The 16,013-nt window shown below is 70.6% G+C and carries 13 protein-coding genes and 1 tRNA gene; 2 read left to right on the top strand and 12 right to left on the bottom strand.

Features of this window, described 5'->3' with window-relative positions:
• Positions 1–32: 32 nt before the first annotated feature.
• Positions 33–422, top strand: coding sequence for a hypothetical protein (locus ACFY8O_RS07785; protein WP_387899924.1), 390 nt, complete (start codon positions 33–35; stop codon positions 420–422).
• A 529-nt stretch (positions 423–951) separates the two neighbouring features.
• Here the strand turns inward: ACFY8O_RS07785 and ACFY8O_RS07790 are convergent.
• From ACFY8O_RS07790 to ACFY8O_RS07800, 3 genes are all read right to left on the bottom strand, one after another.
• Positions 952–1,024: transfer RNA gene (locus ACFY8O_RS07790), tRNA-His, on the bottom strand.
• A 127-nt stretch (positions 1,025–1,151) separates the two neighbouring features.
• Positions 1,152–1,757, bottom strand: coding sequence for an oligoribonuclease (gene orn, locus ACFY8O_RS07795; RefSeq protein WP_145801373.1), 606 nt, complete (start codon positions 1,755–1,757; stop codon positions 1,152–1,154).
• A 10-nt stretch (positions 1,758–1,767) separates the two neighbouring features.
• Positions 1,768–3,000 carry a helix-turn-helix domain-containing protein gene (locus ACFY8O_RS07800; RefSeq protein WP_145801374.1) on the bottom strand — a complete coding sequence of 411 codons (1,233 nt, stop codon included), beginning with the start codon at positions 2,998–3,000 and terminating at the stop codon, positions 1,768–1,770.
• Positions 3,001–3,836: 836 nt separating this feature from the next.
• On the opposite strand from ACFY8O_RS07800, the gene ACFY8O_RS07805 reads away from it, so the two are divergent.
• Entirely contained in the window at positions 3,837–4,358 is a 522-nt protein-coding gene (locus ACFY8O_RS07805; protein WP_145801375.1) for a universal stress protein, read from the top strand.
• A 75-nt stretch (positions 4,359–4,433) separates the two neighbouring features.
• On the opposite strand, the gene glmS is transcribed toward ACFY8O_RS07805, so the two are convergent.
• From glmS to ACFY8O_RS07850, 9 genes are all read right to left on the bottom strand, one after another.
• Positions 4,434–6,263, bottom strand: a complete 1,830-nt coding sequence (glmS, locus tag ACFY8O_RS07810; RefSeq protein ID WP_387899926.1) for a glutamine--fructose-6-phosphate transaminase (isomerizing) — start codon at positions 6,261–6,263, stop codon at positions 4,434–4,436.
• A 61-nt stretch (positions 6,264–6,324) separates the two neighbouring features.
• A complete protein-coding gene (locus ACFY8O_RS07815; RefSeq protein WP_145801377.1) occupies positions 6,325–6,600 on the bottom strand; it encodes a hypothetical protein in 276 nt (91 codons plus the stop codon).
• Positions 6,601–6,746: 146 nt separating this feature from the next.
• Positions 6,747–8,528 (bottom strand): IucA/IucC family protein, encoded by a 1,782-nt coding sequence (locus tag ACFY8O_RS07820; protein WP_387899929.1) that lies wholly within the window; start codon positions 8,526–8,528, stop codon positions 6,747–6,749.
• The gene (locus ACFY8O_RS07825; protein ID WP_387899931.1) at positions 8,525–9,106 is read right to left on the bottom strand and encodes a GNAT family N-acetyltransferase; all 582 of its coding nucleotides are present in this window, start codon (positions 9,104–9,106) and stop codon (positions 8,525–8,527) included. Before ACFY8O_RS07825 ends, ACFY8O_RS07820 begins: the two co-directional genes overlap by 4 nt.
• Positions 9,103–10,392 (bottom strand): lysine N(6)-hydroxylase/L-ornithine N(5)-oxygenase family protein, encoded by a 1,290-nt coding sequence (locus ACFY8O_RS07830; RefSeq protein ID WP_387899932.1) that lies wholly within the window; start codon positions 10,390–10,392, stop codon positions 9,103–9,105. The genes ACFY8O_RS07825 and ACFY8O_RS07830 overlap by 4 nt, the downstream gene beginning before the upstream one ends.
• Positions 10,376–11,824: a pyridoxal phosphate-dependent decarboxylase family protein gene (locus tag ACFY8O_RS07835; protein WP_387899934.1), complete on the bottom strand. Its 1,449-nt coding sequence runs from the start codon at positions 11,822–11,824 to the stop codon at positions 10,376–10,378. The genes ACFY8O_RS07830 and ACFY8O_RS07835 overlap by 17 nt, the downstream gene beginning before the upstream one ends.
• A gap of 163 nt (positions 11,825–11,987) precedes the next feature.
• Complete coding sequence (locus tag ACFY8O_RS07840; RefSeq protein ID WP_387899936.1) at positions 11,988–12,839, bottom strand: siderophore-interacting protein; 852 nt, start codon at positions 12,837–12,839, stop codon at positions 11,988–11,990.
• A gap of 71 nt (positions 12,840–12,910) precedes the next feature.
• Complete coding sequence (locus ACFY8O_RS07845; protein ID WP_145801384.1) at positions 12,911–13,939, bottom strand: ABC transporter substrate-binding protein; 1,029 nt, start codon at positions 13,937–13,939, stop codon at positions 12,911–12,913.
• Between the two features lie 907 nt (positions 13,940–14,846).
• Positions 14,847–16,013 carry an acyl-CoA dehydrogenase family protein gene (locus tag ACFY8O_RS07850; RefSeq protein WP_145801385.1) on the bottom strand — a complete coding sequence of 389 codons (1,167 nt, stop codon included), beginning with the start codon at positions 16,011–16,013 and terminating at the stop codon, positions 14,847–14,849.

A 16,013-nucleotide genomic window follows, 5' to 3' on the forward strand; every position in this document is an offset into this window, starting at 1 on the left:
CAGACCCGATTCCAGCGGAGTCTGCCGAGGAGATGACGACTGTGCCCCCGACCATTCGTACGATCAAGGCCTGCGGAGTGGAGGCAGCGGGCGACGCATGGGATGCGGTACGCGTTCCTCGCAGCGCCGGCCTCGATGCGCTGGCCATTCTCGGGCACCGGTCCGGAGCCGTTCTCGAGGACCCGGCTGCGCCCGCGCTCTATTTCTTCATTCCTCGCGGGACCGTAGCCGCATGGGACGTGGACGGCACCCGGATCCTGGGCGCGGACGACTACGTGGTGATCCCTCCGGGCCGGCGCACGCAGGGGCCCGGCCCGCACTGGCGCATCTGCCCCGTCCCCGACGCGTGGACGACCGACGCCACAGTGTTGGAGGCTGCGCTCCGGGAGGCCGTGACCGCCCGTGCAGGACGTATTCGATGAGCCCCCGCACGGCGTCCGCCCGGGCCGTGGGCGACCGCGAGTACAGGGCATGGCTCCGTCACACCCAGCAGTGCACGAGATGCCGGGCGGACGGTGCCCCGTGCCAGACCGCCCAGCAGCTCGGCCGCGTGTGGCGGGGGGCCCGGGGATGATGTGCGATCGCTGCGACCGGCCCATCCCGCCAGGGCAGGCGGAGACCATCCCGATCCACGGTGACTCGGGCGGAGGCGCGACAGTCGTCGTGCACCGCGTTCTGTGCCCCGTCACGAAAGCCGGCCGGCCCCTGCGGTACCCGGTCGTTCGCCGCTGAGCTCCCTGCCCGTGCCCCGAGGTCGGTGACGGCCGGACCGGGAGCGGCCGGGGTGCAGCCATCGGCCTGACTCCGGCCGACGTCCACCAGTCGTGCCACCGCCCACCACGAGGTGACGACAGGGGGCGACCCGGTGCCTGGTGCTCCCGCCGTGTTCCCGGAGTTCCGGGTACGACGAAGGCCCGACCTGCTTTCGCAGGTCGGGCCTTGATCATTCAGGGTGAGTAACGGGACTTGAACCCGCGACATCCTGGACCACAACCAGGTGCTCTGCCAGCTGAGCTATACCCACCATGTCGCCCGGTCGTTTCACTGACCGGCCGAGAAAAAGTGTACAGGGTCCGGGAGGGTGCTCGCGCCCCACTTCTCCCGGAGCCGTTCACGGGCCCCGGAGGGCCCGTGACCAGCACGTCTTCCGACTACTGTCCGGCGGCCGGCGTGTGGCGCGCCGCGATCTCCTTGGCGCGGGCCGAGTCCGGGCCGGGCTGGGGCACGAAGACCGCGTCCCGGTAGTAGCGCAGCTCCGTGATGGAGTCGCGGATGTCGGCGAGTGCCCGGTGGTTGCCGTTCTTCTCCGGACTGTTGAAGTACGCCCTCGGGTACCAGCGGCGCGCCAGTTCCTTGACCGAGGACACATCGACGATCCGGTAGTGGAGGTAGCCCTCCAGCGACGGCATGTCCCGCGCCAGGAAGCCGCGGTCGGTACCGACCGAGTTTCCGCACAGCGGGGCCTTGCCCGGCTCCTTCACGTGCTCGCGGATGTAGTCCAGGACACGTTCCTCCGCCTCGGCCAGGGTCGTGCCCCCGGCCAGTTCGTCGAGGAGGCCCGAGGCGGTGTGCATCTGCCGCACCACCTCGGGCATCGTCTCCAGGGCCGCGTCCGGCGGGCGGATCACGATGTCCACCCCTTCGCCGAGCACGTTCAGTTCCGAGTCGGTGACCAGCGCGGCCACCTCGATGAGTGCGTCGTCCGTCAGCGAGAGCCCGGTCATCTCGCAGTCGATCCACACCATGCGGTCGTTCATGGGCCCCACCCTACGGGGCACTCCGCTGTCCCGGCAGGGCCGGGCGCCCCGGGATGTACGCCTCCGGACCCGGCCCGAGGCGCTCCGCGGGGCCTCCGGGAGGGGCCGCCGCGGTGACCGACGACGGGCCGGGTGAGGCCGCGGCTGCGGCCCGCCGGCTCGACGCCGTGCCCTGGACGGGCACGGAGGCCTCCAGCACCACGCCGACGCTCTCCAGCCCTCCGCCCTGCGGACGGCGGGCCCGGTAGGCGGCCCGGTACGCTGCGGGGGAGGACCCCAGCTGGCGGCGGAAGTGCCCGCGCAGCGCGACCGGCGAGCGGAAGCCGCAGCGGCCCGCGACCTCGTCCACGGAGTAGTCGGACGTCTCCAGCAGCCGCTGGGCCTGGAGCACGCGCTGGGTGATGAGCCACTGGAGCGGAGCGCTGCCGGTGAGCGAGCGGAACCTGCGGTCGAAGGTCCGCCTGCTCATGTAGGCGCGCGCGGCCAGCGTCTCCACGTCGAACTGCTCGTGGAGGTGCTCCAGCGCCCAGGCCACGACCTCGGCGAGCGGGTCGGAGCCGATCTCCTCAGGTAAAGACCTGTCGAGGTAGCGCTCCTGACCGCCACTGCGCCGCGGCGGTACGACGAGCCGGCGGGCCAGGGCCCCGGCCGCCTCGGTGCCGTGGTCGGTACGGACTATGTGGAGGCAGAGGTCGATTCCGGCCGCGGTCCCGGCCGAGGTGAGCACGTCGCCGTCGTCGACGAACAGCTCACGCGGATCGACGTGCACCGACGGATAGCGCTTGGCCAGCGTCGGGGCGTACATCCAGTGCGTGGTAGCGGGGCGGCCGTCCAGCAGGCCGGCCGCCGCGAGGACGAAGGCCCCCGTGCACAGTCCGACGATGCGGGCACCCTCCTCGTGGGCGCGGCGCAGCGCGTCCAGCGCCTCCGCGGGCGGCGGGGAGGTGATCGACCGCCAGGCGGGCACCACGACGGTGCCGGCCCTGCTGATCGCCTCCAGGCCGTACGGCGCGCTGAGTTCCAGCCCGCCCGTGGTGCGCAGCGGTCCTTCCTCGCCTCCGCACACCAGCAGGCGGTAACGCGGAACTCCCGCGTCCTGCCGGTCGATTCCGAAAACTGAGAGCGGAATGGAGCTCTCGAAGATAGGGCCGCCACTGAACAGCAGTACGGCTACGACTTCCCGGCGTCGCCGCCCGGTCAGTTTCCGTGCGGCCTCCGTTGCGGTGGCGGAGTCCTGGCTCATGACGCTAAGCCCCCCTCGGTGTTCGCGTCTTCCTGGTCCCTACGGGCCTGTCGCTCCTGCACGTTTCCCCTTGGTGTCGCACACGTCCCCAGTCCTCGACTCAAGATCGAATCTACTGCGTTCCGTGGTGCCGCCGTGACACGTTCCCCCACCGGCGCTATGTCGACAAGGCAACGTGGCGCGAAGCGTTCGATCACGAAGCGTTTCACCCGCGAGCCCCGCAGGGAAGTGCGCCTGGCGATCATGGCCCGTCCCCATAGGGTCAAAGCGTACCGCGCGGTCTATTCCTGCCTGGTGGCACGTGGGTTGGGCTGGTGTTTGGCCAAGACGAGGGGGTGGAGGAGAAGTTGGCCGAAAACCGATGGTCGCGTGCGCGTATTCCAGTCATGCGACCGGCGTACGACCCCTTTTCCCCTGAGCTTCCGTGCGCCCCTGTGGCCTCTGGTGGCCGCTCGGCCTCACGAGATGAACGATGCGCGATCGCGCGATGGCGGGGGGTGACCCCCGCGGCGTGCGGGACGGCCGGCGGGCGGGTGGCGCATTCGGCCGCCTTGCGCGCGTCCCGGGGGGTCACCCGCCGGACGGGCCGACCGGAACCGGCCGGGACGTGGCGCGGAGCTGGATGTAGGACACAACCGGCATTGCCATACGGGGCGGTCTCCGGCATGCTCCCTCCATTGCCGCACGCGCCGTGCGAGGGCTGGGCAGTGAAGGAGTGGCGCCGTACCCTTGGGGGTAAAGGGTTGGGAAGATGTTTCCCGGACACAGCTTCACCGCTCGCAGGCACACCTCCACACCGCTCCCTCCTCACGAGGACTCTCTTCGCCGAGACACCGATGGCCGGTCACGAAATCCCTGAACCCGCAGACCGCAAGCAGGTAGCCGACCCCGGGTCGGTGCCGCAGCCGGTCGGAGAGTCGCGCCCATCCTGCGATCCGGCCTTCCGGCACGGTGTCGTGGTCGGCTTCGACGGCTCCATGTCCAGCGAACGGGCCCTCGCGTACGCCATCGGCATGGCGAACCGGCACGGCTCCGGACTGATCATCGTCCACGTCGCCAACCGCCTGCCGACCACCGTCTGGGCCGGCTGCGAGCCGCCCGTCTTCGTCGACGTCCCCGATCACCGCACCGAGGTCCTCGGCCTGGAGCTCGCCTGCGCGGACTATCTCGCCGAGGTGCCCTGGGTGCTCGTGGAGCGCGGCGGGGACATCTGCCACGAGCTGGAGGAGGTCGGCCGCGAGTACTCGGCCGACGCGATCGTGGTCGGTTCCACGCACGGCATCGTGGGCCGGATCTTCGGGTCCGTGGCCGGGCGTCTGGCGCGCCGGGCCCAGCGGCCGGTCATCGTCATCCCCTGAGACCCCGAAAGGCCCCTGACGAGGCGTCAGGGGCCTATCGTGTGCCCGCTCCGTGCGGAGCGGGCGGGGTGTCCGCTACTCGACGGTGACGGACTTCGCCAGGTTGCGCGGCTTGTCGATGTCACGGCCCATGGCCAGCGCCGTGTGGTAGGCGAGGAGCTGGAGCGGGATGCCCATCAGGATCGGGTCCAGCTCGTTCTCGTTCTTCGGGACGACGATCGTGTGGTCGGCCTTCTCCTGCTCGCGGTGGGCGACGGCCAGGATGCGGCCACTGCGGGCCTTGATCTCCTCCAGCGCCGCGCGGTTCTTCTCCAGCAGGTCGTCGTCGGGGACGATGGCGACCGTGGGGAGCGCCGGCTCGATGAGCGCGAGCGGGCCGTGCTTGAGCTCCGAGGCGGGGTAGGCCTCGGCGTGGATGTAGGAGATCTCCTTGAGCTTGAGGGAGGCCTCCAGCGCGACGGGGTAGCCCCGGACGCGGCCGATGAACATCATCGACTGCGCGCCCGCGTACTCCTCGGCCAGCTTCTTGATCTCCTCCTCCGACTCCAGGATCTGGCCGATCTGCTCCGGCAGCCTGCGCAGGCCCTCGATGATCCGCTTCCCGTCGGCGACCGACAGGTCGCGGATGCGGCCCAGGTGCAGGGCGAGCAGCGCGAAGGCCACGACCGTGTTGGTGAAGCACTTGGTGGAGACCACGCAGACCTCGGGGCCCGCGTGGACGTACATGCCGCCGTCCGCCTCGCGGGCGATCGCCGAGCCCACCACGTTCACGACGCCCAGGACCCGCGCGCCCTTGCGCTTGAGCTCCTGCACGGCGGCGAGCACGTCGTAGGTCTCACCGGACTGCGAGACGGCCACGTAGAGGGTGTCGGGGTCCACGACCGGATTGCGGTAGCGGAACTCGGACGCGGGCTCGGCGTCCGCGGGGATGCGGGCCAGCTCCTCGATGAGGCCGGCGCCGATCAGACCCGCGTGGTACGAGGTGCCGCAGCCCAGGATCTTGATCCGGCGGACCCCGCGGGCCTCGCGGGCGTCCAGGTTGAGGCCGCCCAGGTGCACGGTGGAGAAGCGGTCGTCGATGCGCCCGCGCAGCACGCGGTCCACGGCGTCGGCCTGCTCGGAGATCTCCTTGTGCATGTACGTGTCGTGGCCGCCCATGTCGTACGACTCGGCCTCCCACTCCACGGTGGTCGGCGTGGCCGTCGTGGTCGAGCCCTCCGTGGTGTACGTACGGAAGTCGTCGGCCTTCAGGGTGGCCATCTCGCCGTCGTCCAGGGTGACGATCTGGCGGGTGTGCGCGACCAGGGCGGCCACGTCGGAGGCGACGAACATCTCCTTCTCGCCGATGCCGAGCACGACGGGGGAGCCGTTGCGGGCGACGACGATGCGGTCGTTGAAGTCGGCGTGCAGGACGGCGATGCCGTACGTGCCCTCGACCAGCTTCAGCGCCTCGCGGACCTTCTCCTCCAGCGTGGCGGCCTGCGCGCGGGCGATCAGGTGGACGAGCACCTCGGTGTCGGTCTCCGAGAGGAACTCGATGCCGTCCGCGACCAGCTTCGCGCGGAGCTCGGAGGCGTTGTCGATGATCCCGTTGTGGACCACCGCGACCTTGTTCTCCGCGTCCAGGTGCGGATGGGCGTTCTCGTCGCTCGGGGCGCCGTGGGTGGCCCAGCGGGTGTGGGCGATCCCGGTGGTGCCGGCGAAGCGCTTGGGTACGCGGGCCTCCAGGTCGCGGACCCGCCCCTTGGCCTTGACCGTCCTCAGGGTGCCGGGCTTGCCCGCCGCGGCCTTGCCCGTGATGACGATGCCCGCGGAGTCGTAGCCCCGGTACTCCAGCCGCTGCAGGCCTTCCAGCAGCAGCGGAGCCACGTCACGCTTCCCGATGTATCCGACGATCCCGCACATGGATTTTCTGCCCCTCCATCGACGTACAAAAAAGTTCCGGTGCCCGGCCTGCCCGCGCGGTTCAGCCGTAGACGATGCGGCGCAGCTGGCGGAGCGAGAGCTCCTGCGGCGCCACCGCGCGGTGCGGCAGTTCGGCCGCGATCCGCTCGAAGATCTCCGCGTTCACCAGGCCGCCCGCCTGCAGTTCGCGGTGGCGGCGCCGGACGAAGTCCTCGGTCGTCTCGTCGAAGTACGCCAGCACGTCGAGGATCACCCTGGCGGCCTCACCGCGCTGGAGCGCGGTGGAGCGTACGAGGTGGTCGATGAGGTCGTCATGCGGAGGGCGGCGTTCGAGCACTCGTCGATATTGCGTGGAGCGGGCTCGCTTCGCAAGAAATCTGCCCGAAATCGGGCAGAAATCTCATGCAGTGGAGTGCTTATGTCGGAGTTGCCCCATAGGTTCTCATCCGGCCCCGCCAGGGAGGGCGGGGCCGGACGCCGGAATCAGTAGGCCGCGATCGGGTTCCGCAGCCGCCCGGTCAGCTGGAGGGCGCCCGCCGGGTCGTCCAGGTCGACCATCTGCCGGTTGTCGCGCAGCTGGAGCCGGTTCAGGCAGGACAGGGCGAAGTCCTCCGTGAACATGTCGTACCGCTCGAACTTGTCCGCGAGCTGCGGGACCGCCTCCTGGTACCCCCTGACACACGCGGCGACCGTCCGCCAGAAGGTCTCCTCGTCGAGCACCCCCTCGGTGGCCAGCCCGGCCGCCAGGAAGCGGAAGAAGCAGTCGAAGACGTCGGTGAGCACCGACAGCAGTTTCATGTCCTCGGGCACGTCGGCGCGGATCCGCTCGACCTGGGGCGGGAGCACCGCGTCCGGGTCCATGACCGCGATCTCCTCGGCGATGTCCTTGAAGACCGTGCGCCGCACGACGCCGTCCTCGACCACCAGGATCACGTTCTCGCCGTGCGGCATGAACACCAGGTCGTACGCGTAGAAGCAGTGCAGCACCGGCACGAGATAGGCGTCCAGGTAGCGGCGCAGCCAGTCGGCGGGGTCCAGCCCCGATTCCGCTACCAGGGCTCCCGCCAGGGAACGGCCCTCACCGTCGGTGTGGAGCAGCGAGGCCATCGTGGCGAGCCGCTCGCCCGGGGCCAGGCCCGGGACCGGGCTCTCCCGCCAGAGCGCGGCGAGCATCTTGAGGTACGGGGACCCCTTGGCGGTGGCGGCCTCGTAGGTCCGGTGGCGGTAGCCGACGGCCGCCCGCTCCCGGATGATCGAGAAGCCCGCGCCGCGCAGCAGCTCGTCACGCTCGACGAGGCCGGCCAGCCAGTCGTTGATCGCGGGCGTGGCCTCCATGTACGCGGCCGAGAGCCCGCGCATGAAGCCCATGTTCAGCACGGACAGCGCCGTCTTGACGTAGTGCTTCCCGGGGTGGTCGGCGTTGAAGAAGGTCCGGATCGACTGCTGGGCCAGGTAGGTGTCCTCGCCCTCGCCCAGGCAGACCAGGTGCCGCTGCGCCACCTCGCCGGCGAAGGTGACGGCGAGCTTGTTCCACCACTGCCAGGGGTGGACGGGGATCAGCAGGTAGTCGTCGAGGTCCAGGCCGAGATCCCGCATACGCTCGCCGAACACGGCGAGGGTCCTCTCCCCGAGCTCGCCGGTGATCAGGGAGGTGTAGTCCAGCCCCGCGCCCGCCGTGAAGGTGGCGCGATCACGCCGGGCGGCCAGCCACACCAGCCGGATTCCGGCCGCCGCCTCGGGGGCGTACGCGCGGTATTCGTCCACCCCGAAGCCGAGCCGGCCGTTGTTGGCGACAAAGCAGGGGTGACCCTCGGTCATGCCCGACTCGACGGCCTGGAAACCGGCCACGGCGAGCTGTGCGGCGGTGGTCGGTTCCTTGGTCAGTTTGTACGCGGTTCCGGCCAGGGTGGAGGAGATCTCCTCCAGGTACACCGGGAGGATCTCGGCGGACAGACCCAGGGTGGAGCGCAGCTCGACGAAGAATTCCAGCGCGTCCAGCGGGATGTCCGAGCCGTGCCGGTGCCGGGTGATCGACCCGGCGTCGACCTGCCAGTGGTCCAGCGCGAAGCGGCGGGCGGCGAAGCGGTACTCGACCGACTCGTCGTCCCCGCGCACGCTGTAGCGGCCGTCGCCGAGCGGGGTGGGGGTCAGCAGACGTTCGTGGGAGAACTCGGCCAGCGCCTTGCGGATCAGCAGGCGGCCCGCGACGGCCCACCGCTCCGGGGTGAGGTGGGCGACGCCGGCGGGTGCGGGGTGCGGGGTCATCGGCGGGCTCCCGTGGTCGCGGCCTCGAACTGTGCGCGGGTACAGGTGCTGAGTAGGGCGTTCTTCTCCGGCTTGGCGATCTCGCGGACCACCTCGAAGCCGACGGCCCTGTTCAGCGCGTGCACCGCGGTGTTGCCGGCATCGGGCTCGACGACGACTCTGCGCACCAGGGGATCGGCGAACAGGGACTCCATGACGGCGGTGATCACCGCGAGGGTGAAGCCGTGCACGGGCGTCTCGGGCGGCGCCACCAGGAAGTGCATGCCGATGTCACCGGGCTCCGCCTCGTACAGCCCTTTCAGCTCGACCTCGGTGGGGTCGTAGCGCTCCATCAGGAAGGCGGGCACGCCGTCGTGCAGCCCGATGAAGGCGTCGTGGTGGGGGTGCGCGGCTATCGCCGTGTACTCCCGTTCGACGTCCTCCAGGCGCGCCTCGCCCATCATCCAGAACGCCGAGCGCGGGTGGGTGACCCAGCCGTGCACCAGCTCGGCGTCGGACCGGTGGCCGGGCCGGCCGGGGGAGGGGTCCATGGGGCGGACGGTGAACGTCCCGAGGGCGGTCGTGGTCGTGCGGGTCATACGGCGAACTCCTGGAACGCGACGGACTTCTCGAGCGGGTAGTGCTCCCGGCCGAGCAGTTCGCCGATGATGTACGCGTTGCGGTAGGCACCCATGCCCAGGTCGGGCGAGGTGATCGAGTGGGTGTGCACCCCGGCGTTCTGCAGGAAGATCCCGCGTCCGGTGACGTCGATGCTGTAGTTGCGGGCCACGTCGAAACGGCCGCGGCCGTCGTGCCGGATGCGGTCCCTGACGGGCTCCAGGAAGGCGGGCTCGGCATAGCGGTAGCCGGTGGCGAGGATCAGGCCCTCGGTCTCCAGCTCGTAGTCCCGCCCCTGCTCCTCCTGGCGCAGGCCCAGGGTGTAGGTCCCCGTGGACTCCTCGTGGCGCGCGGTGACCAGCGAGGAGTTGGTGAGCAGCCGGGTGGGGACGGGGCCCGCGAAGTTCTTGCTGTACAGCAGATCGAAGATCGCGTCGATCAGCTCGCCGTCGATGCCCTTGAACAGGCCTTTCTGTTCCGTCTCGAGCCGGTAGCGGGTGTCCTCGGGCAGGGCGTGGAAGTAGTCCACGTACTCCGGCGAGGTCATCTCCAGCGTGAGCTTGGTGTACTCCAGCGGGAAGAAGCGGGGGGAACGCGTCACCCAGTTCAGCCGGTAGCCGTGCACGTCGATCTCGGAGAGCAGGTCGTAGTAGATCTCCGCCGCGCTCTGGCCGCTGCCCACGAGCGTGATCGACTTCTTGGCCTGGAGTGCGGCCCTCTCCCCCCGATAGCGGGAGTTGTGCAGGAAGTCGCCGCCGAGGCCCTCGCAGGCCTCCGGGAGGTGCGGCGGGGTTCCCGTCCCCAGGACGAGGTGGCGGGCCCGGAAGGCGTCGCCCGTGGCGGTGCGGACGGTGTAGAGGCCGTCGCCCTCGTCGTACGTAACCGACTGTGCGGTTTGGTTGAATCGGATACAGCTTAGTCCGGCCGCCGCCCACCGGCAGTAGTCGTCGTACTCGGCGCGCAACGGGTAGAAGTTCTCCCGTATGTAGAACGAGTAGAGCCTGCCCCGCTCCTTCAGGTAGTTGAGGAAGGAGTACGGCGAGGTCGGGTCGGCCATGGTCACCAGATCCGACAGGAACGGCGTCTGGAGGTGGGCTCCTTCGAGGAACATGCCGGAGTGCCACTCGAAGTCCGGCTTGGACTCCAGGAAGACCCCGTCCAGCTCCTCGACGGGCTCGGTCAGGCAGGCCAGCCCGAGGTTGAACGGGCCGAGCCCGATGCCGACGAAGTCGTACGGTGCGGTGCGGGGCTCAGGAAGCGCGGTCAAGGGACTCTCCCAGGTACTGCTCGGCGTGGCCGGCGATCAGATCGAGGACGGCGGTGAGGTCACGGGCGGTCGTCCCGGGGTTGAGCAGGGTGAACTTCAGGTACTGGCGGCTGCCGACCTTCGTGCCCGCGACCACGGCCTCGCCCGAGGAGAAGAGGGCCTTGCGGGCGTGGAGGTTGGCCCCGTCGATCTCCTCCGGGGCCGCCGCTCTCGCCGGGACGTAGCGGAACACCAGGGTGGACAGCTGCGGCTCCACGACGACGTCGTAGCGCGGGTCGGCGGCCAGCAGCCGCCACCCCTCGCCGGCCAGCGCGCAGACCGCGTCGAAGAGCTCGCCGACCCCGTCCGCGCCCATGACGCGCAGGGTCATCCACAGCTTGAGCGCGTCGAACCTGCGGGTGGTCTGGAGGGACTTGTCCACCTGGTTGGGGATGCGTTCCTGGAGCGCACGCCTCGGGTTGAGGTACTCCGCGTGGTACGTCGCATGACGCAGGGTGGCCCGGTCGCGGACCAGCACGGCGGATGAACTCACGGGCTGGAAGAACGACTTGTGGTAGTCCACGGTGACCGAGTCGGCCCGCTCGATGCCGTCGAGGAGCCCGCGCCGGGTGGGGGAGGCGAGCAGTCCGCAGCCGTAGGCGGCGTCCACGTGCATCCAGGTCGCGTACCGCTCGCACAGTGCGGCGATCTCGGGCAGCGGGTCGATGGAGCCGAAGTCCGTGGTGCCCGCGGTGGCGACGACCGCCATCGGCACGGTGCCCTCGGCGGCGCAGCGTTCGAGCGCCGCGGTCAGCGCGACGGTCTGCATGCGCTTCTCGCGGTCCACCGGCACGGACACGACGGAGTCCGGCCCCAGGCCCAGGAGTTTCGCCGACTTCTGGACGCTGAAATGGCTGCACTCGGAGGCGAGGATCCGAAGCCGCGAGAAGTGCTCGGGGCGGACCTTGGCCTCCTCCCGTGCCAGCAGCAGGGCCTGGAGGTTGGACTGTGTGCCACCGCTGGTGAAGACGCCGTCGGCCGCCGGGCCGAGGCCGATGCGGTCGGCCGTCCAGTCGATCAGACGGCGCTCGATGAGCGTGCCGCCCGCGCTCTGGTCCCAGGTGTCCAGGGAGGAGTTGACGGCCGAGAGCACGGCCTCGCCGACGACCGCGGGAATGACCACGGGGCAGTTGAGATGCGCGAGATAGCGGGGATGGTGGAAGTACACGGCGTCGCGGAGGTAGACCTCCGCGAGCTCGTCCAGCGCGGCGGCCGTGTCCCCGAGGGGCCGGTCGAGGTCGACGGCGTCGATCACGGGCGCGAGGCCGTCGACGTCGATGCCGCTGAACGGCTGCTGGGCGGAGGCGAGTTCGGCTGCGACCCGTGCGACTCCCGCGGTGACGGAGCGACGGTAGTCCTCCGCCGTCGTGTGGTTGAGCAGATGGGAACGCATGGTGGGGGCCTCCCGGGTAGGGACGTCGTCGCGGCCCTCCGGGTGGGGGGAAGGGGGGACGAAGGGCGCGACCATTCAGTTAGGTAAGCCTAACCTAACTAAATCGTCACCCCTTGCCCTCCGGAGGGTCCGTCACAGGAACCCCACAAGAAACGCGGACGGGCTACGCGGACGCCGCCGTGGCCTCCTGCCTCAGCTGGTCCTCACTCATCCCCCGCCGCCAGTAGCCGACGAAGGTGACGCGCTTACGGTCGAGCCCCCGCTCCTGGACGAGGTGCCGGCGCAGCGCCCGGACCTGGGAGGACTCCCCGGCGATCCAGGCGTAGGGGATGCCGTCGGGCAGTTCGGCGGCGCGCACGGCGTCCAGGCCCGAGGGGGCGCCCTCCTCCCGCACCAGCCAGGTGACGCGGGCGTCGGCCTCGGTGCGGAGGTCCATGCGGTCGCCCGCGTGCGGGACGTCCAGCCAGACGAGCGCCCTGGTTCCGGCCGGGAGCCACTCCAGTGCGGCGGAGGCGGCGGGCAGGGCGGTGTCGTCGGCCCAGATCAGCACCCACGCGGTGTCCTGCGGAGGCCGGAAACGGACGGACGCGTTGTCCTCGACGCCCGGACCGAGGGCCTTCAGGAGCTGCCCGGGGGCGGCGTCCGCCGCCCAGCGGCACGCGGGCCCGCCGTCGCCGTGCAGGGCGAAGTCGACGTCGATCTCGGTCGTGCCGTCATCGGCGCGGCGCTGGGAGCGCACCGTGTACGCGCGCATGACGGCCCGTACGTCCTCGGGTGTGGCGCGCCAGGCGTCGAACCAGTTGCCGTCCTCGTCCACCGGGACGAAGGGCTCCCGCTCGCCCGGCTGCGGCAGAAACAGGGTGAGGCTCTGGTCCCGGCCCCCCGAGGCGAAGCCGTCGAGTCCGGGGCCCCCGAAGGTGACCCGCTGGATGGAGGGGCCGAGCCGGCGGACCCGCAGGACCGTCAGGCCGAAGAACCGGAAGGGGGTGACGGCGGGTGCGGAAGCGGTCGTCATGCGAGGGCTCCTCCCAGGAACCGTGGAGGGCGCAGGCCCGGCCGGGAGCGACTCCCGGCCGGGCCTCGGGGTCAGCTGACCTTCTTGGCCTTCTCGATGGCCTCGGCGAGGGCGTCGAGGATCGGCGCGCACTTGTCGTAGGAGTAGATGGGCTCCGTCGTGCGCGGGATGACCTGGCCGGCCTTCACGGCGGGCAGCTGGGCCCAGGTCGGCTTGGAGGTCAGGGCGTCCGGCTGAAGGGCCGAGGAGCGGTTGTCCATCATGATGATGTCGGCGTCGTACTTGTCGACGTTCTCCCAGCTCAGCTCCTCGAAGAAGCCGGCCTCGTTGACCTTCGGCTCGACGAACTGCACGCCGAGCTCCTGGAAGTACAGGGTGTCGGCGGACGTCTTGGCGAGCGAGACGTAGAACAGGTCCTGGCTGGCCGAGCCCACGAGCACCTTGATGTTCGGCTGCGACTTGGCGGCGGCGCGCAGCCGGGCCGCGGCCTTCTCGAAGGCTGCCTTGGCGTCGGTGACCTTCTTCGCCTTGACGTCGGCGCCGAGGGAGGCGGCGAGGTCCTCGTGACGCTGGATCGCCTTGGGGACCGTGGTCTGCGCGGCCCACAGGGCGACGCTCGGCGCCAGCTTCAGGATCTTGTCCTTGGACTGGTCCGGCACGTACCAGAGGGCGTCCTTCTCCCACATGGCGGTGACGAGGAGCTCCGGCGCGAGGCCGGTGTACTTCTCCACGTTGAACTCGCCCCAGACGTTGCCGAGTACCTCGACCTTGCTGATGTCCAGGTCACCGGCCTGCACATCGGGCTTGCCGTCGGCGGTCTTCGTCGGGCCGAAGACGCCCTTGACCTCGATGCCGTAGTCGTGGAGCGCGGCGGCGACGCCGATGAACGCGACGATGTTCTTCGGCACGGACCGGGCCTCGGCCGTCTGGCCGCGGTCGTCCTTGAAGGACCAGGGACCGGATTTCTCCGCGGCCTTGCCCGAGTCGGAGGTCTTCTCGTCGCCGTCACCGCAGGCTGCGAGGACGGCGCCGAGGCCTACGGCGCCACCGGCGGCCAGCAGGCCGCGGCGGGAGAGTGGGCTGGTCCGGAGGTTGGCCATGAGTGGATCTGCTTTCGTACGCGCCGCAGGGCGCCCGCTGACGATTCGAGGGAAGGCTAGCCTAACCTCACATACGGCGGGCGAGGGGGGCAAGGGGAAGCGGCTGTTCCGTTACCCCCGCACGGAAGAGCCTCCCCGCCCGGCGGACGAGGACTCGTGAGGTGCCCGCTCGGCCGCGAGCGGCTGACGGCGCGGCATGCTGATACCGGTGGCGCACCGCGGCGATCGCGAGCCGACGCCCTCACCCGCCCGCCTGCCTGCCGCGCAGGGCCCGTTCCGTCGAGCGGGCGGCGCGATGAGGACGCCCAGGGGCGACGGGCCGCGGTGACGGCCGATGCTGACCAACTTGCGGCCCCGCTCCCGATCCCCCTCCCTGCACCTTCGAGGGCGGGGACGCGTCCACAAGTCCGGCCGGGCACGGAGAAGAACGGGTCATGGCCCCGTCCGCCCGCAGGGCCGGCTCGAACCCGGACTTCCCGGGCGGACAGAGCGCCACGAGGCGGCCCCGGGGGACGCCCCGGGGCCAGAGCCCCCCGCCTGCCGCCGGAGAAGGCGCCGGACGGCGGACGTGCCGACGGGGTGTTCACCGACCCAACCGGTCCCGCTCTTCGAGGACGTCGACGTCCGCGAACCGGCCCGCGTCGTCCCGGAGCCACGACAGGGCTCCTGCCCGGTGGTCCGCACCGACCGCGGCAGTGGTCGCCAGGGCGGGGTCGATCGTCTCCGCCGGGTCGAGGCACCGAACCGCTGCGGGGCGAAGGCCGGCATCGGGCCGTCCACATCCACGGGGAGTCCGCTGCGAAATGCCCGTCCGCCCCGCCGCGGTGGCGGCCGGGGCGGCTCGGCGGGCCTCCGGGGCCGGTCGACCTGCGTCCGCGTCGACTGTGCCGGCCGAGCGGCCCCTCCGTCAGGCGTCCATGCCCAGTTCCCTGGCGATCAGCATCCGCTGCACCTCGCTCGTGCCCTCGCCGATCTCCAGGATCTTGGAGTCGCGCCACATCCTGGCCACCGGATACTCGTTCATGAAGCCGTAGCCGCCGTGGATCTGCGTCGCCTCGCGGGCGTTGTCCACCGCCACCGTCGAGGAGTACAGCTTCGCGATGGCCGCCTCCTTCTTGAAGGGCTCGCCCGCCACCAGCCGGGAAGCCGCGTCGCGCCAGCCGATCCGGGCCATGTGCGCCCGCATCTCCATGTCGGCGATCTTGAACTGGATGGCCTGGTTGGCGCCGATCGGCTTCCCGAAGGCGTGCCGCTCCTTCGCGTACTTCAGCGACTCGTCCACACAGCCCTGCGCCAGGCCCGTCGACAGGGCCGAGATCGCGATCCTTCCCTCGTCCAGGATCCGCAGGAACTGCGCGTATCCGCGCCCCTCCTCGCCCAGCAGGTTCGCCGCCGGGACGCGGACGTCGGAGAAGGACAGCTCCCGGGTGTCGGAGGCGTTCCACCCGACCTTGGAGTACGGGGCGGCCACGGTGAAGCCGGGGGTACCGGACGGGACGATGATCGCGGAGATGCGGGGCGCGCCGTTGTCCTTGCGGCCGGTGACGGCCGTGACCGTGACCAGCTCCGTGATGTCCGTACCGGAGTTGGTGATGAAGCACTTGGAACCGTTGATCACCCACTCGTCCGTGGCCTCGTCCAGCACCGCCGTCGTCCGTGTGCCGCCCGCGTCCGAGCCGCCGTCCGGCTCCGTCAGCCCGAACGCGCCGAGCGCCTCGCCCGAGCAGAGGCGGGGCAGCCACCGCCGCTTCTGCTCCTCGGTCCCGAAGCGGAAGACGGGCATGGCACCGAGCGAGACGCCGGCCTCCAGGGTGATGGCCACGGAGGAGTCGACGCGGGCCAGCTCCTCCAGGGCGATCCCGAGGGCGAGGTAGTCGCCGCCCATCCCGCCGTACTCCTCCGGGAAGGGCAGGCCGAACAGGCCCATCCGCCCCATCTCCCGCACGATCTCGTACGGGAACTCATGGCGCTCGTAGAAGTCGCCGATCTTCGGGGCGATCACGTCGTGGGCGAACTCCTCGACGGTACGCCGCAGTTCCTCGTGCTCGGCGGTCAGCCGGTGGTCAAGGGACAT

The sequence above is a fragment of the Streptomyces argenteolus genome (assembly GCF_042902585.1).
Taxonomy (GTDB): domain Bacteria; phylum Actinomycetota; class Actinomycetes; order Streptomycetales; family Streptomycetaceae; genus Streptomyces; species Streptomyces argenteolus.